The sequence below is a fragment of the Paenibacillus sp. FSL R7-0302 genome (genome assembly GCF_038006885.1).
In the GTDB taxonomy this organism is placed as follows: domain Bacteria; phylum Bacillota; class Bacilli; order Paenibacillales; family Paenibacillaceae; genus Paenibacillus_AQ.
In genome coordinates this window covers 3,657,700-3,682,522 of record NZ_JBBOWB010000001.1, presented here as the reverse complement: position 1 = coordinate 3,682,522, position 24,823 = coordinate 3,657,700, and the positions used below count along the sequence as shown (strand labels likewise).

Here is a 24,823-nt window from a genome sequence, read left to right as displayed (position 1 = left end):
GCAGCCATTTCATGACTTTTGAGACAGCCCCCTTTAACTTAGGATGAATTGCAGCCGGTATTATTCTGCCGGGTTAATTACGAGCGCAGTGTCTTCAGCGCGCCGCTCCAGGCCAAGACCTGATCCAGCATCGCGTTGACGTTGGCAGCATGCAGGTCAGCCGGCTTGAACACCGAGCCGTTCTCGAAGTCGGTGAACAGCGAGAGCAGCGGGTGGACGCGAACATCGGCAACGGACAATTCGCCGAGAATACCGCGCAGATGCTCAGCGGCGCGGGCGCCACCGGCGGAGCCGTAGCTGACAATTCCGGCAGCCTTGTTGTTCCATTCTTCGCGGGCAGAATCCAGTGCGTTCTTCAGTGCCCCGGAGAGACTGTGGTTATATTCTTGGACGATGAATACGAATCCGTCCAGCGTAGCCAGCTTGGCGGCCCAGGCCTGGGCTTCGGCGTAGCTGTCGCTCTCCCCGAGCAGCGGCAGCTTGAAGTCGGCAATATCTACGATTTCGTAATTGGCATCGCCACGGGCGTCAGCAATTCCCTTCACCCATTCGCCTACCTGCGGGCTGACGCGGCCCTGGCGTGTGCTTCCGAGAATAATTCCGATGTTAAGTGTTGTCATTGTAATTCCTCCTCGAATTTTGTTTTCCGTAATTTGTTTTGTTTGATATGTTTTTATTATAGCTGATAACTTTAATAAAGCAAGTGAAATTTTGAAACCTAGTTAAATTTTTAGCTAAAAATTAAAGCGGCCCAATCGCAGACCCGAATCTGGGAAGGCAATGGACCGCAATTGGTGTTATGTCTCTAGTTGCAGCTAATGGCGGGCTTCGGCCGATTTCACTTTTCCGGCCAGCCGTTTAACCACATAAGGTATGGTGATGGAAGTCAGGATAACAGTAAAAGCAATCTGTGCTATAGCTGTATCTGCATAAGGAGCATAAGCCGGGTTGAATCCGGCAGCCATCCCGGGCACGACCATCGATAGACCAGCGACTGAACAGGTAGCCGCCGCTGCATACCCCGGGCGTTTTAACAAGTGACGGTCAATCATAACCAGCGGCAGCAGACAAAGCAGGAAAAAGAGTAAGGTTAGCAACAGACCGGATAAGCTCGACCGGAAGGCCAGGCTCAGGTTGATGCTAGACCCGAAGCTGATGCCGAGGAATGGCAATAGGATCACTGTTCCCGGAGCAAACATCTTCTGAAGGTTAGCATCAAGATTGCCAAGTAGTATACCTACGGCAAAAGGGAGCAGCGTGGCCGCCACGCTAAGATAATCAATTCCTGCCCCGCTGGCCGAATTCAGGATCATGACCGGAATGACCGGAACAGCGATCAGGTTCAGAATTCCAAAGGCAGCCTGATCCATCTCATCTCCATAAGAATGCATCAGTGCCAGATATAGCCCCGGATTGCAGCTTGTCATCACGGCGATGAAGGCAATGGCAGAGATGCCGCCGAAGCCCTCTGCGCCGAACCCCTGCACAAAGGCCCAGCCGATCAGCCAGGCGATCAGGATTCTTGCCAGAACATGCACCCCGGCGCGCTTCAGTGTAGCAGGGAGCAGGCGGAGGTCCAACTGCGTCCCGGATACAAACAGGATCAAGCCGATAAGCACCATCGTTCCTCTGGAGGTAAACAGAGCGGTTGTAGGATCACCAATGCCGAACAGCTGCGGAAACACCGTGTTGACGGCGGCTGCCAGCAGCATGGGGACGATGAGCAGACCGCCGGGTATTTTTTGGACAGACCGTAGTATATTCATACTGCCTACAGCTCGGCCCCGTTCGTCCGGATAACATTCTGATACCAATAGAAGGAATCCTTGCGGGTTCTCTTCATCGTCCCGTTGCCGTAGTCATCCTGATCCACATAGATGAACCCGTAACGTTTGCTCATTTCCGAGGTAGAAGAGCTGATCATGTCAATCGGCCCCCACATGGTATAGCCTATCATTTCGACACCATCCTGAATGGCCAGCCCCATCTGTTCGATATGTTTTCTCAAGAATTCTATGCGGTAAGGATCGTTCACAGTACCGTCTTCATTCAACTTGTCGTAGAAGCCTGAGCTGTTCTCCAGAATAAACACAGGCTTATTGTAGCGGTCATACACCAGGTTCAACGTATACCGCAGCCCAACAGGGTCGATCTGCCAGCCCCACTCATTTTCCGGCAAATGCGGGTTTTTATAGACACTGTGTACGTTGCCTGCCGTCAGTTCGAGCTGCTCTGTGTCACTGCTGGAGATCATGGAGTTGTAGTAGGACATACCGACGTAATCCGCCGTATGTGCACGAATGCTATCCAGATCGCCATCCTCGATGTGCAGCGTGATATTTTTGTCTTTGAAATAAGTCTTGGCGTAATAAGGATATTCGCCCAGGTTCAAGACATCGAGGAAGAACTGGTTTTTCATCTGGTCATCCTTCTGCATCTGGAGGGCATCCTCCGGTTTGCAGGTGTACGGATAGGTAGTGAAGTAAGCTACCATGCTGCCGATTTGGTTACCCGGATCAATCTTATGCGCCAGTCTGGTTGCTCTGGAGGCTGCCACGAACTGATGGTGCAAGCCCTGGAACAGCATTTCCTCATAATTCGGTTTATCGTATTCGATAATTCCGAGCGTTTTTGCTCCGGCTTTGACACTCATATTGATCTCATTGAACGTCACCCAATACTTTACTTTGCCCTTGTAACGCTTGAATAACACCTCGCAGTATTTGACATATAAGTCCACCAGCCTGCGGTTATACCAGCCGCCGAATTTGTCAATCAGCACGATTGGCGTATCGAAATGACTAATGGTGATCAGCGGCTCCATGCCGTGCTTCAGACACTCCTCAATCACCTGATCATAGAATTGCAGCGCCTTCTCATTAGGGGCCGCATCATCCCCTCCAGGGAACACGCGCGCCCATGCGATAGAATAACGGAATACCTTGAAGCCCATTTCGGCGAACAGAGCGATATCTTCACGGAAGGTGTGGTAAAAGTCGATGCCGCGCCGTTTTGGATATTTCACAGTATCCGGGTCGTTTTTGGCTTCCTCGATCATTTCGCGGTTAATTCTCAACTGCTTGGTTACTTTACGATCATTATTCTTATTGAATTGCATCACATCAGGAATGGTCAGACTCTTCCCGTCTACATTATATGCACCTTCCGCCTGACAGGCGGAGAGAGCGCCTCCCCACAGGAAGCCTTCCGGAAATAGAGACTGTGTCATGATATTGTTCCTCCTTGATTGGTATGAGTTATGGAATCAGTTTGAGCAGTGCTCCGCTTTCTTGGATGGGACCGCTATCAGAGGTCGTCAGTACATCGGCGAACTGCTGCATATTGGTCACGACAATAGAGGTAATGGTAGGATACCCATCGGCAATAATTCCTGCGGGATCGAATTCCACCAGCAGATCACCAGCTTGTATGGCTTGTCCTTGCTCTACATAGGATTTGAAATGTTTGCCTTTCAGGCTCACCGTATTTACGCCGATATGAATCAGTATTTCTACGCCGTTAGCAGCTTTAAGCCCGATGGCGTGCTTGGTTCTGTACAATGCCTCAACCATTCCGTCAAAAGGGGCATACACTCTGCCTTCACTCGGCACAATAGCAATGCCTTTGCCCATCAGCTCCTGAGAAAAGGCTTGGTCCTCAACCTCGGCTAACGGCTTAATTTCACCTGTCATCGGACTGACGATCAGCATACCAGCGGTATCCGCAGCGCGGGATACCGAAGGGGTGGCATCCTGAGCGGCTGCCGGCGAAGCGGCGTTCTTCTTAGCCTTCGTAGTGGCTTGCCCGCCCGCATCTTCCTTGATGCCTGCGAGCAAGGTGAATACAAATCCCAGAACGACTGCTGCGATGGAGCCGATCACAATATAGATGTATCGGTCTGCTGTATACGTTCCCAGGGCCAAGACTCCCGGAAGGGCGATAGCATTTGCACTCGCATGAACAATACTGTAGAAACCGCCTACGATTCCGGCTGCCGCACACCCGGCAAAGAACGGCCGTTTGTAACGAAGATTCACACCGTAAATCGCCGGCTCGGTAATGCCGAACAGGGCGGTGAAGCCGCTGGACCCGGCTGCGGATTTCATCGTATTGCTCTTGGTGAGGACGAAGACACCGAAGGCGGCTCCCGCCTGGGCAAGGTTAGCTGCAAGAGAGGCCGGCAGCAGCATGGTTGAGCCTATGCTGGCAATCTGTTGAATCTGGATCGGCATAATGGCGTAATGCATGCCAAACATAACCATAATGGGCTTGAAGAACCCGAGAATCGTACCTGCCAATACGCCAACGGTTGCATACAGGTAGTTGATGCCGTCGGTCAGCCAAGTACCGATATAAGAGCCGACCGGTCCAAGTACGATCAGTTCCAGCGGGATCATGATGAACAATACAATCATTGGAGTTAAGAGCACCCGCAGAAACTTGGGAATGAATTTGTCCACTACAGGGTAGAGGTAGCTCATGACCCACACGCCCAGAATGATTGGAATCACCGACGAGGAATATTTCATCAGCAGGATCGGCATGCCGAGGAAATCGATTGTTTTCACGCCGGTTTCGGCAATTTTGGCTGCGCCATCCAAAATCACGGGATGCATTAATCCGGCAGCAAGCGCAACGGCCAGATACGGATTGGTTTTAAATTTCTGGGCAGCACTTACAGCGATGAAGAAGGGCAGGAAGTAGAAAATCAGATCGCCAATCATATTGACGATGGACAGGAACCCGGAGCCTTCCATCCATCCTAGCGCTGCCAATACTGTAGCCACGCACTTGATCATACCGCAGCCGATCAAGGCCGGGAGCACTGGAGTGAAGATGCCTGCAATCGTCTCAAGGACCACATTTACCGGATTTTGTTTCTTTTTGGGAGCTGCATCTCCGTCTTCGCTCTGGAGGTTCCCCGAGGTGAGATTGCGCAGCTCAGCATACACAGCATCTACCTTGTTCCCGACCACCACTTGAACCTGCCCGCCTGCATTCTGCGCCTTCAGTACGCCTTCGAGTCGGTCCAGCGCCTTCAGATCGGCCTTTCTGTCTTCTTTAAGCACGAATCTCAGCCGTGTTGCACAGTGGGTGAGCGATGAGATATTACGTTCGCCGCCTACAAGCTCCAGTACGTTTTGGGCCAATTCCTTGTTGTTCATGACCATTCTCCTTACATAAAGTAGTCTGGGAATAAAAAAATGACCAAGCCAGGGAATCGTCATTCCCGTGTGCTTGGTCATGCCTGATCGAATCAGTAACAGTCCAATTCATAGTATGCAATTATCGGGCAGGGCCGGCTAGTCGTTGGAGATTAACCTTTGAATGTGAAGAATCAGATACAGCTTCTCATCATTGGTGCAGCTCCAGCCGTAATTGTTCTGCAGGAATGCCGCGATCTTCTCCACACACTCCAGTTCACGCGGGAATTTCTCTGTTACCATCTCAAACAACGCTTCATTCTCTTTCTTCAGCGACTTGCCGCTCATCTGCCGCATGATGAAATAGCGGACATGGGTGGCGAAGCGCATGAAGTGAATGGACTCTTCCTCAAAATCAATTTTCAGCGCGTATTTGATGATGGACAGCATCTCGCCGGTAACGGTGGTAATTTTGGTTGTATCGCTCATTTCTCCAGACCCCACCTGGGCATTCACAAAATGTAAGGCAATCAGGGTCGTTTCGGCTGCCGGGAGACGGACTCCCGCTGTAGCTTCAATTAACCGGACTGCAGCTTCACCTACACGGGTCTCATCCGGGTATAGGGTGCGCACTTCCCATTCCAGCGGATTCTTGATGGAGACACCTTCACGGGTTCGGGCCAGAGCAAAGCTTATATGGTCAGAGAGAGTGAGCAGCAGATTGGTATTGAACGTCTTATGCAGAATGTCGCTGCCCATGGTAATGACTTCTTCCGCCAGATAGATATGCTCAATCGGAATGCTGTTCAACAAGTCGTACATGCGGATGTTTTTGGGAGCGACAAAGATTTTCTCCACCACCATATCGGTTTCAGTCAACTGATAGGGGGTCTTTGGGAAACCAACGCCCTTGCCAACCACAAACACTTCCTCATTGTTGTCATTAATAGCAATAGCTACATTGTTGTTCACTTTTTTGATGACCTTCATACATACTCACCTCCCCGCCAAATAAAAAATGACCGAAAAGGATTACAAAAAAATGTAATCGTTTTCGGTCATGCCTGGTTGCCCAGTAACAGTCCGTGTAAGGAATATAACCTTATTATAATCAGCAGCTTCGAAATGTCAATCATGCATTTTATGGGTATTAGAAATCAATTTATATGTCACTTCGCATAACATTGAATAGCTAATTTTAGGCTCGAATACGAAATATTCAGCAAAATAATTGATTGTCATGATGAAATTAGCTTAAAATACACTCAACAAGTCAGTTATTCTGACATATAATTAAGCAATCTTATGTATCTATAATATATGGAGAGGTGGGGCAGCCATGATAGAGGAAAAGAAACGGCAGACAGAGCTTGAACTCCCGCGTGATTGCACCTTCTCGCCTGAAGACTGGCGTATTCTGGCCCAGTACTGGTATCCGGTGGCTACGGCAGCAGAGGTACAGGATCAGCCGGTGGCCGTGAAGCTGCTGGATATGAAGCTGGTATGCTACCGCAGCGGAGGCAAGGTGGTTATTGCCCGGGATCTGTGTTTTCACCGGGGCGCCCCGCTGAGTAAGGGATGGGTGGAGAACGGGGAGATTGTCTGCCCGTATCACGGGTTCCGCTATAATTGTGAGGGGAAATGTACTGCGGTACCGGCACATCCAAGCGCCAAAATCTCGCCCAAATTGAAATTGATTGTCTATCCGGCCATCGAACGCTACGGTCTGATCTGGACCTGCCTGGCAGATGCGCCGGAGCAGATTCCCGCCTTCCCGGCCTGGGATGATCCCGACTATATTAATATTCTGATTCCGAGCTTCGATATTGCCGGCTCCTCCGGGCGGCAGATGGAAGGCTTCCTTGATGTATCCCATTTCGCTTACGTGCATACGGCAACCTTCGGTGACCGCAATAATACAGAGGTTCCCCAGTACAAGGTGTGGCGTGAAGGGGAGACGGAGCTGGTGGCCGAATACTGGAGCACGGTCAGCAACTATGGCAAAGGGCAGGAGAATCCTGCGCCGGAAGGCTTCCAGTGGCTGCGGGAGTTCCGTGTATTCGCACCGTTCGCCGCATCGCTGACGGTCTATTTCCCGGATGAGGGAAGGCTGAAGATTCTGAACTGTGCATCTCCGGTGTCGGCCCGTTATACCCGGCTGTTCTGCCCGATCTCGCGGAATTTTGACAAGAACGCCCCCTTGGAGGATACGGTGAAGTTCAATCTGCAGGTATTCCAGGAGGATGCGGAGATGGTGGAATCGCAGACGCCGGAGGATCTCCCGCTGGATCTGCAGGCTGAAGCCCATATTCCGGCAGACCGCACCTCCATTGCTTATAGACAGCTGCTAAGCAGTCTAGGGCTGGGGCAGAATTATACGTCCTGAGCATTATTAACAGCACACGCCCGGCAGCAGAGAGCAGAAGCTCGGCAGCCGGGCGTGTGCTGTTGTGTTGATTGGGTGGAGGCTGCTGCGAAACGCAAAGCTGGCGGCAGCAGCTAGACCGTATAATTTTCCAGCGACAGGCTCCATCTTCCGTCCACCAGCCCGATTCTGTGCAGGCTGGCATAGGAAGCAGGGAATTTACTGCCCCGGTTATTCCAGTCGATCCCTTTGATGATGTGATAGATGATATTTATGACACCGCCGTGTGTAACAATCATCAGGTTATCATCGGGGCCGCTGTCCGCATGCTCTTCGCAGAGCCGGGTGAAGGTCTCTTGAATCCGTGTAAAGAATTCGAGCGGACTCTCTCCGTCAGGGTAACGCTCGTCCATCCGCAGTCCTGAGAAGTATAAGCCGGGGTAACGTTCATTCACGATTTCGTTCGGCATGCCGGCGATCACACCATTGTTCATCTCCCGCCAATCCATGTTGCGCTCCAAGGGTAATTCCAGCTCTCTTGCCAGCTCGCCGGCTGTATCCAGCGCCCGCTGCAGATCACTGCTGACTATACGTTGTATAGGGAATGAGGCGGAATTCTCTCTCAAAAAACGGCCAAGCTTCTCGGCTTGTCTGTACCCCTGGGTATTCAGCCCCCGCTGGCTCCATCCGCCGCGATATCCTTCGTCGTCCTTGCCGTGTCTTACCAGATAAATCGCCAACTGCTCTTCGGCCTCCTTTAAGTAGGATACCCTGCTAAGTCTATCACTCACTTTCCAGAATGTTCAAGAACAGAAGTTACAATTGCGTGTCTGGCTGCGGAGCAACACAGCTGACAATACCCGGACATAGCTTGCTTGGCGGGTTCTGGAGATTACTTGTTGTGCGGTACGAAGACAATGCGCTGCTGACTGCCCGGCGGAGTCTTCCATAATTGTTCAATTTGAGATAGCGGATAAACGATGGGGTTCGCAGTAAGCTGCCCCTCTGCAATCGCTTGGATCAACGCCGGGAATTCCGCCAGATATCCGGCTGGCGTGACGGACCCCTGGCCGCTGCCGATGATCTGGAAGTTGGCAGAGCGGAGTGCAGCGGAAGGGATTGCGGCGTCCGTACCGGCCATGGAACCGATCTGAATCCAGGTTAACAGCCGGCTGCGGTCGGACCGGCGGGTTAATATCGGGAGCATAGCGAGTGCAGCAGGCTCACCCCACAGATAGTCGAGAACGATATCCGCTTCGGCTGAGGCTTCACCAAGGCTCCTGGCGGCGGTCCCGGGATCTCCGGCAAGTGATAAGACTACATCTGCACCAAGCTGTGTAAGTGAACGGAGACGTTCCGGGTTCCGCCCGGCGGCGATGATCTGGCTGGCTCCCATAAGCTTGGCGATCTGCACGGCCATCTGCCCGGAGTTGCCGGTAGCACCCAGAATGAGAACCTTGAACCCGGGCTTAGCCTGAACCCGGCGGCGGAGAGTCACCCAGGAGGACATAGCCGGATTCATCGCGGCGGCGATGAGCACGGGATCGGCATCTGCGGGCAGCTGGACAGCGCGGCGAAGATCGATGAGGGTCTGGTCTGCGAACGATCCCGGGGCATTATCGGCGGCTACAAAATAGACCAGCTTGCCATCCGGGAGCCGTCCGACGCCATCAATGCCTGGGATTAGCGGCAGTTCATCCGTACTGGTGTAGTGAGAGCCATTGGCTTGTGCCCGGACCCGGAGATGTAGTCCGGCAGCCAGCACATCTACCAGAGCTTCGTGTTCTCCTGAAGGTACCGGAGCTGCAAGCTTTTCGTATTTCGGACCTGAATCGAAGGATCTTACAATAGCAGCGTACATAAATAGGCCTCCATTTACCCGGATAGTTACCGGGTGAGTGATTTTTGTTTGTGAAACAAACTAAAAAGTTTGTAATACAAACAATATAGTTTGTATTACGTACAAAGTCAACGGCTACTGTGGTACAATAGGAGCGAACAGGTCTGAAATATACAAAAGTGCGGAGTGAAATCAATGAGCGGTTACGATAATTCTTTTGATAAGCTGGATGATCTGTCGATGGTAGACAGCCTTGTGCAGCTATCCTTCCTGGTTCAGAATATCCTTGCCCGGATAGGAACGGAGCATGATCTGTCGATCATTCAGATCCGCCTGCTGGGGATACTGCGCGACCGGGAGCCGGGCATGCTGCAGCTGGCCAAGCATCTGGGCCTCGACAAATCCAGTATTACAGGGCTCGTTGACCGGGCGCAGCGCCGCGGGCTGGTAGAACGTACCGTATCACAGAGTGACCGGCGGGCATTCAATGTGAGGGCTACTCCGGCAGGCTGGAAGATTATTCACGAGGTCGGGGAGCAGATCGAGCGTCAGATTACGGCGGTAACCGATGGTCTTACCGGAGAGGAACGGGCGCAGATGATTGCCCTGGCCAGCAAGATTCTGGTCACTGCACCTGGGGTGAGCCGCTGAACGATAGGGTTCGTGACGATGAAGCATATAGGAGGGATTTCCATGGACCAGGAACTTATGAATGAACTGGCGTCTCAATTCAAGAATTCGCTGAAGGTGCTGAACGCGGTCGGTGCCGAGACCCGGCAAGCTATCCTGATGGCCTTGCTGCAAGGGCCGCAAGATCCGGGCATGCGTGTAGGCGAGATAAGAGGAATCACCCACTTATCCCGTCCGGCCGTGTCCCATCATCTGAGAATATTGATAGAAGCGGAAATAGTTAGCGTCCGAAAAGAAGGCACCCGCAACTATTACCGGCTTGATTCTGGAAGCAAGCTGATGGTGCTCAAAAGCCTGGTGAACGGGCTGGAGAAGGTTCTGGCACAATGCGGGCGTGAAGCAGGGATTCTCTGACCATGGAGAATCCCTGCTGTGCGGTATAGGCTAATACTAAGAATGTGTTGGCGTGAAGGCACGTGGTCCAAACGTATGCGGAAAATTTAAGCTACCTTGTTCCAGCAAAGCATGCTATGCTATAATCAATTACCGACAGACAGTCGGTCGGTAATTATTTTTCACAAATAAAGCTACGGTTACAGCCAAAGTTACATGTACAGTTACACCCAAAGTTAGTACAATCCCAGCCTCACCACAAGGAGACATGACCATGAGAGTTGTAAAAGAAGCGGAAGCCCGCAGAAATGAGATTCTGGATGCAGCAGAGGAGCTGTTCGGACAGAAGGGCTTCGACGGTACCAGTACCGGCGATATTCTGGGCAAGGTCGGCATTGCGCGCGGGACACTGTATTATCACTTCAAGTCGAAGGAGGATATTATGGACGCGCTGATTGAGCGGACGAATGCCGCTATCCTTCATGCCGCTCAGCAGGTTGCTGAAGACAAGAGCATCCCCGTCATCGACCGGATTCTCCGTGTAGTCATGGCGCTGAACATCAGCAGCGGAGAGGGGAGCAGCACGGAGATCATGGAGCATATCCACAAGCCGCAGAATGCGCTGATGCATCAGAAGGTTCAGAAGGCGGTTATCCGCAGCGTTCCGCCCATTCTGGCCTCCATCATCAGCGAGGGGATAGAGCAGGGGATATTCAATACTCCCTATCCGTACGAATGTATGGAGATGGTTGTCATCTATGCCACTACCATTTTTGATAATGACATGGTTGAAATGACAGAAGAAGAGCGTATGTCACGCATTCTGGCCTTCATCGCCAATGTGGAACGGCTGCTCGGTGCCGGGAGCGGAAGTCTGATGAGTGTAATGCAGATGTTCGGCGGCTCCGGTGGAGTGGAAGCGGGCAATGGTGATGAATAGATCCGGAACAGGCTTCGGCAGATTCCTGTTTCTGTGGTCAGGGCAGCTGATTTCGGCTATTGGCGGCGGGCTCACCGCGTTCGGGCTGGGGATTTATACCTTACAGCAGACCGGGCAGGCTTCGGCTATGGCGCTGGTGACATTACTGGCATTCATGCCTTCGCTGCTGCTCAGTCCAGTTGCAGGCGTGCTAGCGGACCGCTATGACCGCAGACTGCTGATGGTGCTGGGGGATACGCTCTCTGCCTTAGGTCTGATTTATATTCTGGTCTGCCTGCTGAATGGAGATGCACAGCTGTGGCAGATCTGCTTAGGGGTGACCGTCAGCTCGGTATTCTCCTCGTTGCTTGATCCCGCCTATAAAGCTACGATAACCGATCTGCTCACAGAGGAGCAGTATACGAAGGCCAGCGGGTTTGTGCAGATTGCCGGCTCCGCCAAATATCTGATTTCGCCGCTCATTGCCGGGCTGCTGCTTACAGTCTCTGATGTGAAGCTGCTGCTGATCATCGATATCTGTACTTTTTTTCTAACCGTGCCTACTACGCTTGCGGTCCGCAGCGGTCTTCCCTCCAAAAAGACGGAGCAGACACCAGCCTTTATCCGTGAATTTCAAGAAGGCTGGAGAGCAGTCTCCGGGAATCGGGGAGTACTGGTGCTGGTGATTATGACCTCGGTCATGACCTTCTTCATCGGGTTCATCGAGACCTTGTCCATGCCGATGATTCTGGCGTTCTCTAATAGTGCCGTCTTGGGGACGCTTGAGACGGTCATGGCATCGGGAATGCTGGTGTCGAGTGTCATTATAGGGATGCTGCATATACAAAAAAATTTCGTACGCATGCTGGCAGTGTCGCTTTTTTGCTCAGGAATCAGTATCGCCGTCTTCGGACTGCGTGAGAATATTGTGCTGATTGGCGCTGCCGGATTTATGTTTTTTGCCATGTTGCCCTTTACGAACACAGCCCTGGATTATCTGGTCCGCACCAATATTGACAATTCCGTTCAGGGGAGAGCCTGGTCATTGATCGGACTGCTCTCACAGCTAGGATTCGTGGCGGCTTATATGCTGGCAGGTGTGCTGGCAGACTACGTATTTACTCCCTTGCTGGTGAGCGGCGGAGTTCTGGCGGATAGTGTGGGGCGGATCATCGGCACTGGCAGCGGGCGGGGGATGGGACTTCTCATCATCATTGCCGGGCTGCTGTTAAGCGCTGCTTCGGTCATGATCTATCGGCTCAAATCCATTACAAGTCTTGAGAGCAGGGGGTAACTTATGTTTTACCGAATCATCCGCAGAGATATCCGCACAAGCAAGGGAATTACACTGACGACTATGCTGTTTGTAGCGGCCGCTGCCATGCTGGTCTCTCTGTCAGCTATTCTGGTCGTCAATCTGAGCGGGGCCATCGATCATCTGATGACTCAGGCGAAGACGCCGCATTTCCTGCAGATGCATTCCGGCCAGCTGGACCAAGCCCGGCTCAAGGCCTTTGCAGAGCAGAACAATAAGGTTGAAGAACACCAGGTGCTTGATTTTCTCAATGTAGAAGGCGCGAGGATTGTCATGGACGGGCATACGCTTGCGGACAGTGTTCAGGATAACGGCTTCAGCACACAGAGCGGGAAGTTTGATTATCTGCTTGATCTGGACGGGAAAGTGATTGATGTACGGGGCGGCGAGGTGTATGTCCCGATCAGTTATATGAAGGATGGCTCCGTCAAGGCCGGAGGGACGGTTACCGTGGGAGACACAAGTCTCACCGTAGCGGGGTTCCTGCGGGATTCACAGATGAACTCACTGCTTGCTTCATCGAAGCGGTTCCTCGTCAGCCCGGCGGATTATGCGGAGCTGGCGCAGTACGGAACCACGGAATACCTGATTGAGTTCAGACTGAAGGACCTGTCGATGCTGGGGGCCTTCGAGACAGACTATACCGCAGCAGGACTTGAAGGCAACGGCCCGGTGATTACATATCCCCTGTTCAGAGTGCTTAATGCCATCTCGGACGGACTTATGATTGCGGTGATCCTGCTGGCGAGTGTGCTGGTTGTTATTATTGCTTTTCTATGTATAAGGTTCACCCTCATGGCAACCATCGAGAGCGATTACCGGGAGATCGGTGTCATGAAGGCCATCGGTCTGCGCGTCTCGGATCTCAAAAGAATCTATCTGGCCAAATACGCAGCGATAGCAGCTCTGGGGAGTATCCTCGGCTTGGCATTATCGTTCAGCTTCAGAGGTCTGCTGCTTGAGAATATCAGGCTGTATATGGGCGAAAGTGCGCATCCGGCACTTGCTCTGGCCTGCGGCATCCTTGGAGTGCTGCTCGTATTCCTCATTATTGTTGCCTATGTGAACAGGGTGCTGAAGCGTTTCCGGAAGATTTCAGCGGTCGAAGCCATCCGTTTCGGCACATCCCGGCAGACCCGGGCGGGCTCAGGGCGGTTTACCTTGAGCGCCAACCGGCTGCTGAACACGAATGTTTATTTAGGCGTTAAGGATGTCTTGTCCAGAAAAGCTCTATATGCAACTATGCTTGCAGTACTCGTCATCTCTTCCTTCCTTATGATTGTGCCCCAGAATCTCTATCATACGATCTCCTCTCCAAGCTTCATTACATACATGGGCATCGGTGACAGTGATCTGCGCATGGATATTCAGCAGACGGACCATATTGCAGAGAAGGCCGCAGATATTGCGCGGGTGATGGAGCAGGATGTGATGATCTTCCGTTTTGCCGTGCTGACCACTCAGGCGCTGAACGTGAAGCTGGACAATGGTGTCGTTGAGCGGATAAAGGTTGAGCTGGGCGACCATTCTATTTTTCCGGTCGCCTATGGTGAAGGACATGGCCCGGTTGCAGCGAATGAGATTGCCCTCTCCGCCGCAAATGCCAAGGAGCTGGGCAAGCAAGCCGGTGATTCCCTGACCCTGCTCGTAGACGGAGAAGCGAAGGAGCTTACGGTGTCCGGGATTTATTCGGATGTGACCAACGGCGGAAAAACAGCCAAGGCCACCTTCACCACGACTTCTGATCAGGCCATGTGGGCCGTGATTTATGCGGAGCTTGCAGATTCCATGCTAATCAGCAGCAAGGTGAGCGAATATGCAGAGCGGTTCAGTTATGCGAAGGTGTCTGATATCGGGGAATATGTGACGCAGACCTTCGGCTCTACCATTAGCTCAGTCGGTAAGGCTGCATGGGCTGCTGTAGCCGTAATGCTGGTCCTTAATGTACTGATTACACTGCTGTTCATGCGTATGCTGGTGGCTAAGGACCGTTACTCTATTGCCGTCATGAAATCGATGGGCTTCCGGAATTCCGATCTGACTGTACAGTATTATGCGCGTTCTATATTTGTACTGGTGACCGGGATGGTTCTGGGCACCCTGCTGGCGAACACTCTGGGGCAGATTCTTGCCGGGGCTGTGATCTCCTCCTTCGGGGCTTCGTCGTTCAAGTTCGTGGTCAATCCACTCTCGGCGTATCTGCTGTGTCCGCTAATCATGACCGGTTCTGTACTCATCGGGGCGGTTATCGGCACATCGGGCATCGGTCGAATTCAAATATCCGGCAATATTAAGGAGTAGATCAAGCAGATGAAGAAGATCATTTCGGGAGAAAATATAACCAAACAATATGGCACTGGCGGGGAGCAGCGCAAGGTGCTGGACGGGGTATCCGTCGATATTCACGAAGGTGAATTCGTCTCGGTAATGGGACCCTCAGGCTCAGGGAAGTCCACGCTGCTGTTTGCGCTGAGCGGAATGGACCGGATCGACTGGGGGCTGGTTACTTTTGAGGGCAGGGATCTGGGGATACTTGAAGAGGATGAGCTTGCGGATCTCCGCAGAACGGAAATGGGCTTCGTGTTCCAGCAGCCGACACTGATGAAGAATCTGAACATCCTGGACAATATTATTCTGCCGTCGATGCGTGACAACCGGCGGAAGGCTGCAGCGATTACGGATAAGGCGCAGCAGCTTATGGAAAAGGTGGGGATCGCGGAGCTGGCGAAGCGTGATATTACAGAGGCTTCGGGTGGACAGCTGCAACGGGCGGGTATCTGCCGCGCGCTGATGGGCAGCCCGCGGATTATTTTCGGGGATGAGCCAACCGGCGCGCTGAATCTGAAGGCTGCCGAGGAGATCATGGACCTGCTGTCCGGAATCAATGAAGAAGGGACGGCAATCCTGCTGGTCACCCATGATGCCACCGTTGCAGCCAGGACGCAGCGGATTATGTTCATGTGCGACGGCCGGATTGTCGATGAGATACGCCTGCCGAAATACAGCGGAGGGACGCTTGAGCCCCGCATGAATTTAATCACGGCAAAAATGCGGGAGATTGGGATTTAATAGAAATGAACGATCTGGCCGGATGGTTCGTATTATAGTTATTTGCTAACACCAAGGAAGAGGTGAGAGGAAATGCTGACCATCAAGAATTTTACGAAGAGTTATAAAGGCGGCGCAAAGGCGGTGGATGATCTTAGCCTTGAGGTTGAACGGGGCGATATCTACGGCTTCATCGGGCATAACGGGGCAGGCAAGACCACGACGATTCGCGCTGTGGTGGGCGTGCTTGATTTTGAACAAGGGGAGATTGAAATTGACGGCATCTCAATTAAAAAAGATCCGTTAGCCTGCAAGGCGAAAATTGCCTACATCCCGGATAACCCGGACTTGTACGATCACTTGACGGGGATTCAGTACCTGAATTTCATCGGCGATCTCTTCAGTGTATCGAAGTCCACCCGGGAGCGGCTGATCGGGCAATACGGCGATGCCTTCCAGCTCACAGCCAGTCTGGGCGACTTGATCTCCTCGTATTCCCACGGCATGAAGCAGAAGCTGGCCATTATCTCGGCGCTGATTCATGAGCCGAAGCTGCTGGTGCTGGACGAACCCTTTGTCGGCCTTGATCCGAAGGCGGCGCATACGCTGAAGACGATCATGGCAGATGTGTGCAGCAGAGGCAGTGCGATTTTCTTCTCCACGCATGTGCTGGATACCGCTGAGAAGCTCTGCAATAAGATTGCGATCATCAAAGGCGGTCGGCTGATTGCCCATGGTAAGACCGAAGAGGTCAGGGGCGAGAACAGCCTGGAGGATGTATTCATGGAGCTGATCGATCATGATTAATGTCTGGAGATTAACGAAGCTGCAGCTGTTGTCCTCCTTCGGCCTCAATAAAGCGCTGCATACAAAGGACCCTGCGGAGAGACGGAAGGCGCTGCTGCTCAGCATCGCGATGATAGCTGGGATACTCATGATAGGATTCGTGTCTTACGGCTACAGCTTCATGATGGCGCAGTCGTTCGAGCAGCTTGGACGGATGGACTTATTGCTGGCAGTGATGATGGCGGTCACTTCGCTGGTCGGCTTTTTCACTACGGTCTATAAGGCAAGCGGGGTATTATTCAGTTATAAAGACTACGATATGATCATGTCGCTTCCCGTGAAGACCAGCCATGTGGTGGCGAGCCGTGTGCTTCAGCTCTATGTGATGAATCTGTTCTTCACGCTGCTGGTCATGCTTCCGGCGGGGGTGGTGTATGCGGTACATATGAAGCCCGGCGTGCTGTTCTACCTGTTTTTCCTATTGACGCTCTTCTTCATTAATCTGCTGCCGATTATAGCGGCTGCGCTTGTGGGCACCCTTATTAGCTGGGTCTCGTCCCGGTTCCGGGCGAGCAAAACCCTGAATATGATCCTCACGTTCGCCTTCATCATTGCACTGATGCTGGGCTCGTTCACGCTCAATCAAGGGCAGCAGGCGATTGCAGATGTTGGAGCCGCCTTGGGCGATATGATCTTCAAGGTGTATCCTCCGGCTTCCGTGTATGTTGACGCGGTCTGCTCGTACCGGGTAAGTGCCTTGCTCTTCTTCATCGCGGTGTCTGTGCTGGTCTTCATGCTGTTCTCAATCCTGCTGGCGACCCGGTATAAGGCGATTCATACAGGGCTTATGACCAGCCGGGCAAGCCGCGGATATACAATGAAGCCGCTACAGGCTAATTCAGCCTTCAAAGCCCTGTATAATAAGGAGCTTCGGCGTTATTTCAGCTCAGTCAATTATGTGCTGAACACAGGGATCGGCATGGTGCTGCTCCTTATGATGTCTATTTCCTTATTATTCGTCAGCTCAGAGCAGCTGGGCACCATACTTAATATCCCGCAGTTGTCAGACTCCCTAAGTACGCTGAGTCCGCTGGTGATCTCTCTGTTTGTTGTACTGAGCTGCACCACGGCCTGCTCCATTTCGCTGGAAGGAAATCATCTGTGGATCTTGACCAGCTCACCCGTGCCCAAACCGGCAATTGTATTCAGCAAGGTGGCGGTGAATCTCACCATTACGTTACCGGTTATAGCCGTAAGCTGGGGGCTGTTGGCCTATACCCTTCGTACCGGGTGGATGGAGAGTATACTCATGCTGGCCGTTCCGGTAATCTATGCCTGCTATTCCGCCCTGCTGGGCGTTATGGTGAACCTGAAGCTGCCCAAGCTGGACTGGACCAGTGAAGTTGCGGCGATCAAGCAGAGTGCATCGGTGCTGGTAACGATGATAATCGGTGTCCTAACGCTGGCTGTTCCGTTCGTGCTGTTCCTGCTGCTTCATGGGGTGGGCGGAAATCTCATTCTGCTGGGATACGGCATTCTAATGGCAGCGGTGTGCGCCGGTATGTACAGATATATCCAGATCAACGGAGAGAGGATGTTTCAGAAGCTGTAGTCCGCTTGTTGTGCACGCGGGGAGAAGTTTTTTTTCGGATACACCCGATTAGCCCCTTGAAGTTGCCGCGGCGTCAAGTGATAGGATAGCTAAGAGAGGAGGGTGAAATGAACAAGACTGTTGTTACCATACAGCAATTGTCGGAGCAACTCGGGCTGACGAGCCGAACCTTGCGGCACTGGGAAGCGGAAGGATTGTTTCAGAGTAAGAGAGAGGTATCTTCCGGCTGGCGTACATACGATGAACATGCGCTTAAGTGTATCAGGATCACAGCGCTGCTGCGGAGAATGGATATTCCGATCAGAGAAATACAGCCTATTCTGGAGAAGGGTTCTGTGTCTGTGCTTAAGCAGGTTATACAGAACAGGACAATCGCGCTGCAGGTGCACCAAGAAGAACTCGAACGGGTGGGAGAGCAATTACATCAGGTACTCGATTACCTGAATACTTCTAATAAGAGGGCCTCCATTCAGGAGGAACTGCTTAGCGAAATGGAGAATGTCTTTATGAGTAATGTAACCGAGCGGTCAACATTCAAAGTGATTACATTGCCGGAGATGAGAGTAGCTTATCATATCGTGGTGGACCAGTCTCCGGAAGACAAAGCGATGGGTCCTATCATGGATTGGTTGGAATCCGCAAAGCTCCTGGGCACGGCGCGGTTATTCGGCGGGAATATGAAGCCTATGCCAAGTGGTGCAGGTAAACCCTATGGCTATGGAATGTGTGCGACAATTCCTGATGGAACCACCGTGCCGGAACCCTTCAAGGAAATGACCCTGCCCGGGGGGCTATACGCCAAGCTGGACAGCAGCGAAGACATTGGCGGCTCCTGGAAGATGCTGATGGATCATTTAGCCCATAGCCAAAAGTACCGCTCGGACCGCAGCAGACTTTGCCTGGAAGAGCATATCCGCAATGACTGCCCTGCGGGCAGCGGCAACCTGTATGATCTTAGTCTGCTGGAACCTGTAGTGTTGAAATCATTGTAGCTGAACCCAAGAAAAGAAGGGAAGTAAATGAGCATTGAATTCAGTAAGATCAGCCTGTTTGAACGGGGAACATTGCTTGAATTATTGAAGGATGCCTATTCCTTCGACCGCAGGTATGAGCAGAGCTGTCTGGAGAATTGGCAGGAGTTCGACTGTTTCTTCTTTGACAATCTGCATATTGCGGATCAATATGGGTTCATGACTACGCTGGACGGTGAGGCGATTGGCTTTGTATCCTGGGACCCGCGGAAGATGCCCCTGTACGCTGAAATCGGCCATAACTGTATTGCGACTGCCAACAAAGGCAAGGGCTACAGCACCCTGCAGCTTCAAGAAGCGGTTCATCGTATTCTGCAGAATGAAGTGCAGCACATTGTAGTGACCACTAATGACGATCTAATCCCCGCCCAGCGGATGTATGAGCGCGTTGGTTTTATTTTGCAGCAGAAGCGGCACTTGGGTCCTGGTTCCGTACTTAAAGGTGAACATTGGGATTATGTGTATAGGCCATGAAATTGGGGGGACTATGAAAAAGTCAGAGGTTACACTAAGTAAAGCTACAGTGGAGGATGCGGCGGTGATTCATGCCATGCAGCTTGAGGCCTTTCTGCCGCTTTTGGAGAAATATCAGGATTATGAGACAAATCCGGCTAATGAAACGTTGGAGAGACTCGTAGAACGGATGAATCAGGAATTTGTTAATTACTATATCATCCGAAACGCCGGGAATGCTGTAGGCAGTATTAGAGTCAAGAAAATAGAAGAGCATCATTACTGGCTCGGTCAATTATGTGTAGTTCCGCAATCCCAAGGCCAAGGCATCGCCCAGCAGGCATTCGCCCGGATTGAAGAGATCTATTCGGATGCGAAAATGTGGGGGCTGGCGACCGTCGTGCAGGAGGAGCGAAACTGCTACTTGTACGAGAAGCTGGGCTACAGAAGGACCGATGAAATCCGGGAAATCAATGATAAGATGACCTTGTGCTTTTATGAGAAAAAGCTTGTTAAGTAAAGTTAATGCTGATAGCTAAGAAATACTGCATAAATTGCAACTCTGGTTGATTAATACCTAAGTATTCGGGAGAAATGTTGTATAAAAAGCAGGAATAGTCCCGTCCAGCTGTCTGGTGGAGGCGGAGAAGCTGCCTTTTGTGCAACATTTTTTGATTACGGGTCTTAGAGTGAGCAGAATGTTGCAAAATGTGCAGGATTGTCACTGTTCATCTAGTAAAATGTGTTCAAAAACTATTAGTTCAGCGGCCTCTTCTTAGGAAGGGGCTATTTATTGTACTCAAGTACTTGACAACTGTAACTATAGAAAGTAAAGTGAGGATATAAATTATCTTAACTTAAAGATAATATTCAACCAAATATCTTAAAGTAAAGATATAATTCGATTTTATTAACTTAGGAGGCAATTCAAATGAACAAACAAACCATGGGTATTCATCATATCACCGCGATTGTCGGGCATCCGCAGGAGAATATGGACTTTTATGCAGGCGTACTGGGGCTGCGGCTGGTGAAGCAAACGGTCAATTTCGATGATCCGGGAACGTATCATTTCTACTTCGGCAATGATGGCGGGAAGCCGGGAACCATTATTACCTTCTTCCCATGGGCGGATGCGTACCAGGGTAAGATCGGCGGGGGCCAGGTTGGCGTTACTTCGTATGTGATTCCGGCCCAGGCGATGGCGTTCTGGAGAGAGCGGCTCACGGCATTCAAGGTGGCTTACACAGAGATGGAGCGGTTCGGGGAGCTGTACCTGGAATTCGATGATCCGCACGGCCTGCATCTGGAACTGGTGGAACGGGAGGCGGGTGAGCGTAATGAATGGACCTTCAGCGGAGTAACACCGGAGGTGGCAATCAAGGGCTTCGGCGGCGCGACACTGCTGTCCACTCATCCGGAACAAACCGCTGAGCTGCTGGAGAAGGTGATGGGACTTACATTCGTGGGGCAGGAAGGCGATGTCGCCCGCTACCGCTCGGCTGCGGATCTGGGCAATGTGATTGAGCTGAAGGTGACGGCTGTACCGCGTGGTGAAATGGGGGTTGGCACTGTCCACCATATTGCCTGGAGAGCGAAGGATGACCAGGATCAGCTTGAATGGCAGGATTATGTGCATGATAATGGATATGGGGTAACGCCGGTGCAGGACCGAAATTATTTCAACGCTATCTACTTCAGAGAGCATGGGGAGATTCTGTTCGAGATCGCTACCGATCCTCCGGGCTTCGCTCATGATGAAACGCCGGAGACGATGGGGACCAGCCTGATGCTGCCGGAACAATACGAGCCGCACAGAGCAAAGATTGAACAAGTTCTGCTGCCGGTTACTGTAAGAGCGCTTGACTAATCTGCTTTGACATTAAAAAGGAGGCATGAGCATGATCCCTATTGATCCGCAGCAGGGCACCGAACGGGATAATTATAAGCTTCTGATCGGGACAATTATCCCGCGTCCGATTGCTTTTGTAACCACCTTGTCGGAGGGAGGGGTCTTGAACGGTGCGCCGTTCAGCTACTTCAATATCGTATCCTCCAATCCGCCGATGATCTCTATCTCTATTCAGCATGCCGGGGGCCAGTCGAAGGATACTGCACGCAACATTAAGCAAATGAAGGAGTTTGTGGTTCATATTGTGGATGAGCAGAATGTCGGACAGGTGAATATGACCGCCGCGCCTTTGCCGCCGGATCAGAGTGAGATAACCTTAGCCGGAATGACGCCTGTAGATAGCCTGCGCATTAAGGTTCCCGGCGTTCAGGAAGCGAAGGTGCGGATGGAATGTATCCTTGAGCAGTGTCTGGAGCTGCCAAATACTGATCTGTTGATCGGCAGGATCGTGCAGTTTCATCTGGACGAGGCGATCTACGAGCAGGGGAGAATTAATCCGGTGGCATTAGGGGCGGTCAGCCGTCTGGCCGGGAATAACTATGCGGGGATTGGGGAAATTTTTGAGCTTGAGCGGCCGGTGTAACGGCTGTGCTGGTGAGCAGACGGTTAGCCGTTTCAGCGGGGGATAGCGGGCAATACAAGGACAGGTTATCACCTAAACAACAAAACCCTGGCGCAAGCGCCAGGGTTATTTATGATTCAGGAAGTATTGCATACAAAGAAATAATATGCTAATGTTAGAAGACTGTTGACTATTTTTAAAAATCAGATCGGAGGTAACGCATCTTATTTATATTTTAATTATAGCAAAGGGACATCCGGTTTGTCAACCCGCCTGTTTGGGACTATTTCAAGAAAGAGGAGTGATCAGGTGATGGAGAAGGTAAGCAGCTGGGAGCAGGAGCAGGAGTGGCTGGAGCAGGTCAAAGAGAAGCTGAAATCGGGGATCGCAAACCTGGAGCCGGAGGTTGGCCAGCTGAAGGAGCAGGCCACAGATATCCGCCGTAGATTCTGGGAAGAGGTTACGGTCAATACGAGTACGGAGGAGGATTTCGAAGAGAGCTTCTTCACCATTACCCAGCAGGACGCAGTCCTGTCAGAACGGGAACGCAGTCATGCGCGGAAGCTGCGGCAATGGAAGAATATGCAGCGGCTGCTGCCGTCGCCTTATTTTGGGCGGATAGATTTTCATGAGGAGGGTCAGAAGGCTGTGGAACAGGTCTATATCGGAGTGTCCTCCTTCATCGAAGAGGATGGTCTGAGCTTCGTGGTCTATGACTGGCGGACCCCGATTGCGAGCCTGTACTACGACTATCCGCCGGGAAAAGCAGCCTTCGACACACCTGGAGAACGGATTAGCGGAACGATGGAACTGAAGCGGCAGTACCAGATCCGTGACGGTCAGCTCCAGCATTTGTTCGATTCTAGCGTTACAATCGGAGATGAACTGCTCCAGCAGGTGCTTGGCAAAGGCGCAGATTCACAAATGAAGAGCATCGTAGCCACGATTCAGGCCGAGCAGAACGCGATTATCCGTAACGATACCAGCCGGATGCTTATTGTGCAGGGAGCGGCGGGCAGCGGCAAAACCTCGGCAGCGCTCCAGCGCGTAGCCTATCTGCTGTACAAACACCGGGAGCGGCTTACGGCGGATCAGATCGTATTATTTTCCCCGAACCCGATGTTCAACAGCTATGTATCCACCGTTCTTCCGGAGCTGGGTGAAGAGAATATGCAGCAGACGACCTTTCAGGAGTATCTGGAAACGTGGCTGGGTCAGGATTACCGGATAGAAGATTCGTTCGATCAGATGGAATACGTGCTTACCGCTCAGCAGGAAGAGGGTTATGAAGCCCGTCTTAAGGGAGTCGGATATAAGGCGTCGGAAGCCTTCCTCCGGGCACTTCAGGGTTATGCGCAGTGGCTGAAGCTGGAGGGGATGCTGTTCAAGGACATTTGCTTCCGGGACCGCGTGTTAATCTCGGGGCAGCAGATCAAGAGCAAGCTGTACAGCTATGATCCTTCGATTCGTCTGCCGAACCGGGTGGAGCTGGTGCAGAAATGGCTGCTCACCGAGCTGGCGGGACTACAGAAGGAGGAGCAAGGGGCAGCCTGGGTAGAGGAAGAGATGAATTACCTCGACAATGACCAATATGCTGAAGTGCACGGTAAGCTGCACAGAGAGAAGGGCGTGTTCGACTTCGCGGAGAAATACCTTCGCCTGCAGGAGCTGCTGGTGCATAAGCGGGAGCAGGATGAAGGGGACTTCGATTACGCCGAGCGGGAGGAGGCGCTGCTGGGAGAGATGATCGTGAAGGAGCAGTTCAAACCGCTGAGACGGGGGATCAGGAAGTTCACCTTTATCGACATGGCCGGGCTCTACCGTCAATTGTTCAGTGATGAAACGGCCTACAGGGAAATGACAGGTGAAGCGGAGGTACCGGAGCTATGGCCGGAGATCTGTGCGCAGACCCGGAAGATGCTGGATAGCGGGACACTCTGGTATGAAGATGCGACCCCGTATTTGTATTTAAAAGAGCTGATCGAGGGTTTGCGGACGAATACGCAGGTGCGGCATATTTTCGTGGATGAAGGCCAGGATTATTCCATGTTCCAGTATGAGTTCCTCAAAAAGCTGTTTCCGCGTGCCCGCATGACGGTGCTGGGAGACTTCGGCCAGGCGATCTTCACGCAGGCGACGAATCTGTATGGAAGCAGCTCACCGCTGCTAAAGCTCTATGGAGAAGAAGAGACTAACCAGTTCCTGCTGGTCCGCAGCTACCGCTCGACCTTTGAGATTGTGGAGTTCACGAAGCGGCTGCTGCCCGGCGGCGAGGCGATTGTGGCTTTTGAGCGGAGGGGCCGGAAGCCTGTGTTGTCTAAGCTGGGGAGCAAGGAGCTGAAGGCAGAGCGCATCCTGGAGGATCTTGCTGAGCTTCAGGCTGAAGGCTATAGCTCCATCGCTGTCATTACGAAGACGGCCGCAGAGAGCAGAGAAGCTTATGAGAGCCTGACTGCCCAAGGTGGCGCCCCGGAGCTGAGGCTGATTACGAAGAATACGCCAACTTTTGAACGAGGAATACAGGTGATACCGGCCTATCTCGCCAAAGGCGTGGAGTTCGATGCCGTACTGATCTATGACGCCTCCCCGCAGACGTATCTCAGGGAGAGTGAGCGGAAGCTTTTTTATACGGCATGTACTCGGGCTATGCACCGGCTGCAGTTGTATACTGCGGGGGAGTGGACGCCGTTTGTCGGTGGGGTAGATGGGGCGTTGTATGAGCAGACAGTAGCTACGCTATAGTTCTAAGAAGGCCTCTCCAATTTAATGGAGGGGTCTTTGCTTGGAAGTTGGATTAGCAGATCAAATTGTAC

The 24,823-nt window shown here is 52.1% G+C and carries 22 protein-coding genes; 15 read left to right on the top strand and 7 right to left on the bottom strand.

Annotated elements, in window-relative coordinates:
• Nucleotides 1-77: 77 nt before the first annotated feature.
• From MKY96_RS16230 to MKY96_RS16210, 5 genes are all read right to left on the bottom strand, one after another.
• Nucleotides 78-620, bottom strand: coding sequence for an NADPH-dependent FMN reductase (locus tag MKY96_RS16230; RefSeq protein WP_340941647.1), 543 nt, complete (start codon nt 618-620; stop codon nt 78-80).
• A gap of 195 nt (nt 621-815) precedes the next feature.
• Entirely contained in the window at nt 816-1,766 is a 951-nt protein-coding gene (locus MKY96_RS16225; protein WP_340941646.1) for a 2-keto-3-deoxygluconate permease, read from the bottom strand.
• A 5-nt stretch (nt 1,767-1,771) separates the two neighbouring features.
• Nucleotides 1,772-3,229: a glycoside hydrolase family 1 protein gene (locus MKY96_RS16220; RefSeq protein ID WP_340941645.1), complete on the bottom strand. Its 1,458-nt coding sequence runs from the start codon at nt 3,227-3,229 to the stop codon at nt 1,772-1,774.
• Nucleotides 3,230-3,257: 28 nt separating this feature from the next.
• Entirely contained in the window at nt 3,258-5,165 is a 1,908-nt protein-coding gene (locus MKY96_RS16215; protein ID WP_340941644.1) for a beta-glucoside-specific PTS transporter subunit IIABC, read from the bottom strand.
• Between the two features lie 138 nt (nt 5,166-5,303).
• Complete coding sequence (locus MKY96_RS16210; RefSeq protein ID WP_036729881.1) at nt 5,304-6,134, bottom strand: PRD domain-containing protein; 831 nt, start codon at nt 6,132-6,134, stop codon at nt 5,304-5,306.
• Between the two features lie 349 nt (nt 6,135-6,483).
• On the opposite strand from MKY96_RS16210, the gene MKY96_RS16205 reads away from it, so the two are divergent.
• Nucleotides 6,484-7,530 carry an aromatic ring-hydroxylating dioxygenase subunit alpha gene (locus MKY96_RS16205; RefSeq protein ID WP_340941643.1) on the top strand — a complete coding sequence of 349 codons (1,047 nt, stop codon included), beginning with the start codon at nt 6,484-6,486 and terminating at the stop codon, nt 7,528-7,530.
• A gap of 113 nt (nt 7,531-7,643) precedes the next feature.
• On the opposite strand, the gene MKY96_RS16200 is transcribed toward MKY96_RS16205, so the two are convergent.
• Together MKY96_RS16200 and MKY96_RS16195 are read right to left on the bottom strand one after the other, a co-directional pair.
• Complete coding sequence (locus MKY96_RS16200) at nt 7,644-8,249, bottom strand: histidine phosphatase family protein (RefSeq protein WP_340941641.1); 606 nt, start codon at nt 8,247-8,249, stop codon at nt 7,644-7,646.
• A 152-nt stretch (nt 8,250-8,401) separates the two neighbouring features.
• Entirely contained in the window at nt 8,402-9,370 is a 969-nt protein-coding gene (locus tag MKY96_RS16195) for a quinone oxidoreductase family protein (RefSeq protein ID WP_340941640.1), read from the bottom strand.
• Nucleotides 9,371-9,544: 174 nt separating this feature from the next.
• On the opposite strand from MKY96_RS16195, the gene MKY96_RS16190 reads away from it, so the two are divergent.
• The 14 genes from MKY96_RS16190 (at nt 9,545) to helD (ending at nt 24,752) form a co-directional block, all read left to right on the top strand.
• Nucleotides 9,545-10,000, top strand: a complete 456-nt coding sequence (locus MKY96_RS16190) for a MarR family winged helix-turn-helix transcriptional regulator (RefSeq protein WP_340941638.1) — start codon at nt 9,545-9,547, stop codon at nt 9,998-10,000.
• Between the two features lie 42 nt (nt 10,001-10,042).
• Nucleotides 10,043-10,393 (top strand): ArsR/SmtB family transcription factor, encoded by a 351-nt coding sequence (locus MKY96_RS16185; protein WP_445671441.1) that lies wholly within the window; start codon nt 10,043-10,045, stop codon nt 10,391-10,393.
• Nucleotides 10,394-10,646: 253 nt separating this feature from the next.
• The gene (locus MKY96_RS16180; RefSeq protein ID WP_340941636.1) at nt 10,647-11,312 is read left to right on the top strand and encodes a TetR/AcrR family transcriptional regulator; all 666 of its coding nucleotides are present in this window, start codon (nt 10,647-10,649) and stop codon (nt 11,310-11,312) included.
• Nucleotides 11,305-12,585, top strand: coding sequence for an MFS transporter (locus MKY96_RS16175; RefSeq protein WP_340941635.1), 1,281 nt, complete (start codon nt 11,305-11,307; stop codon nt 12,583-12,585). The genes MKY96_RS16180 and MKY96_RS16175 overlap by 8 nt, the downstream gene beginning before the upstream one ends.
• Nucleotides 12,586-12,588: 3 nt before the next feature.
• Entirely contained in the window at nt 12,589-14,907 is a 2,319-nt protein-coding gene (locus MKY96_RS16170) for an ABC transporter permease (protein WP_340941634.1), read from the top strand.
• Between the two features lie 9 nt (nt 14,908-14,916).
• A complete protein-coding gene (locus tag MKY96_RS16165; protein ID WP_340941632.1) occupies nt 14,917-15,675 on the top strand; it encodes an ABC transporter ATP-binding protein in 759 nt (252 codons plus the stop codon).
• Nucleotides 15,676-15,747: 72 nt separating this feature from the next.
• Nucleotides 15,748-16,461, top strand: coding sequence for an ABC transporter ATP-binding protein (locus tag MKY96_RS16160; protein WP_340941631.1), 714 nt, complete (start codon nt 15,748-15,750; stop codon nt 16,459-16,461).
• The gene (locus MKY96_RS16155; protein WP_340941630.1) at nt 16,454-18,052 is read left to right on the top strand and encodes a hypothetical protein; all 1,599 of its coding nucleotides are present in this window, start codon (nt 16,454-16,456) and stop codon (nt 18,050-18,052) included. Before MKY96_RS16160 ends, MKY96_RS16155 begins: the two co-directional genes overlap by 8 nt.
• Before the next feature lie 107 nt (nt 18,053-18,159).
• Nucleotides 18,160-19,044: a MerR family transcriptional regulator gene (locus MKY96_RS16150; RefSeq protein WP_340941629.1), complete on the top strand. Its 885-nt coding sequence runs from the start codon at nt 18,160-18,162 to the stop codon at nt 19,042-19,044.
• Nucleotides 19,045-19,071: 27 nt separating this feature from the next.
• Nucleotides 19,072-19,557, top strand: coding sequence for a GNAT family N-acetyltransferase (locus MKY96_RS16145; RefSeq protein ID WP_340941628.1), 486 nt, complete (start codon nt 19,072-19,074; stop codon nt 19,555-19,557).
• 13 nt (nt 19,558-19,570) lie between these two features.
• Nucleotides 19,571-20,056 (top strand): GNAT family N-acetyltransferase, encoded by a 486-nt coding sequence (locus MKY96_RS16140; RefSeq protein WP_340941627.1) that lies wholly within the window; start codon nt 19,571-19,573, stop codon nt 20,054-20,056.
• A 411-nt stretch (nt 20,057-20,467) separates the two neighbouring features.
• Nucleotides 20,468-21,406, top strand: coding sequence for a ring-cleaving dioxygenase (locus MKY96_RS16135; RefSeq protein WP_340941625.1), 939 nt, complete (start codon nt 20,468-20,470; stop codon nt 21,404-21,406).
• A gap of 31 nt (nt 21,407-21,437) precedes the next feature.
• Nucleotides 21,438-22,031, top strand: a complete 594-nt coding sequence (locus MKY96_RS16130; protein ID WP_340941624.1) for a flavin reductase family protein — start codon at nt 21,438-21,440, stop codon at nt 22,029-22,031.
• Nucleotides 22,032-22,322: 291 nt separating this feature from the next.
• On the top strand, nt 22,323-24,752 hold the full coding sequence (helD, locus tag MKY96_RS16125; protein ID WP_340941622.1) for an RNA polymerase recycling motor HelD: 2,430 nt from the start codon (nt 22,323-22,325) through the stop codon (nt 24,750-24,752).
• Nucleotides 24,753-24,823: the final 71 nt, after the last annotated feature.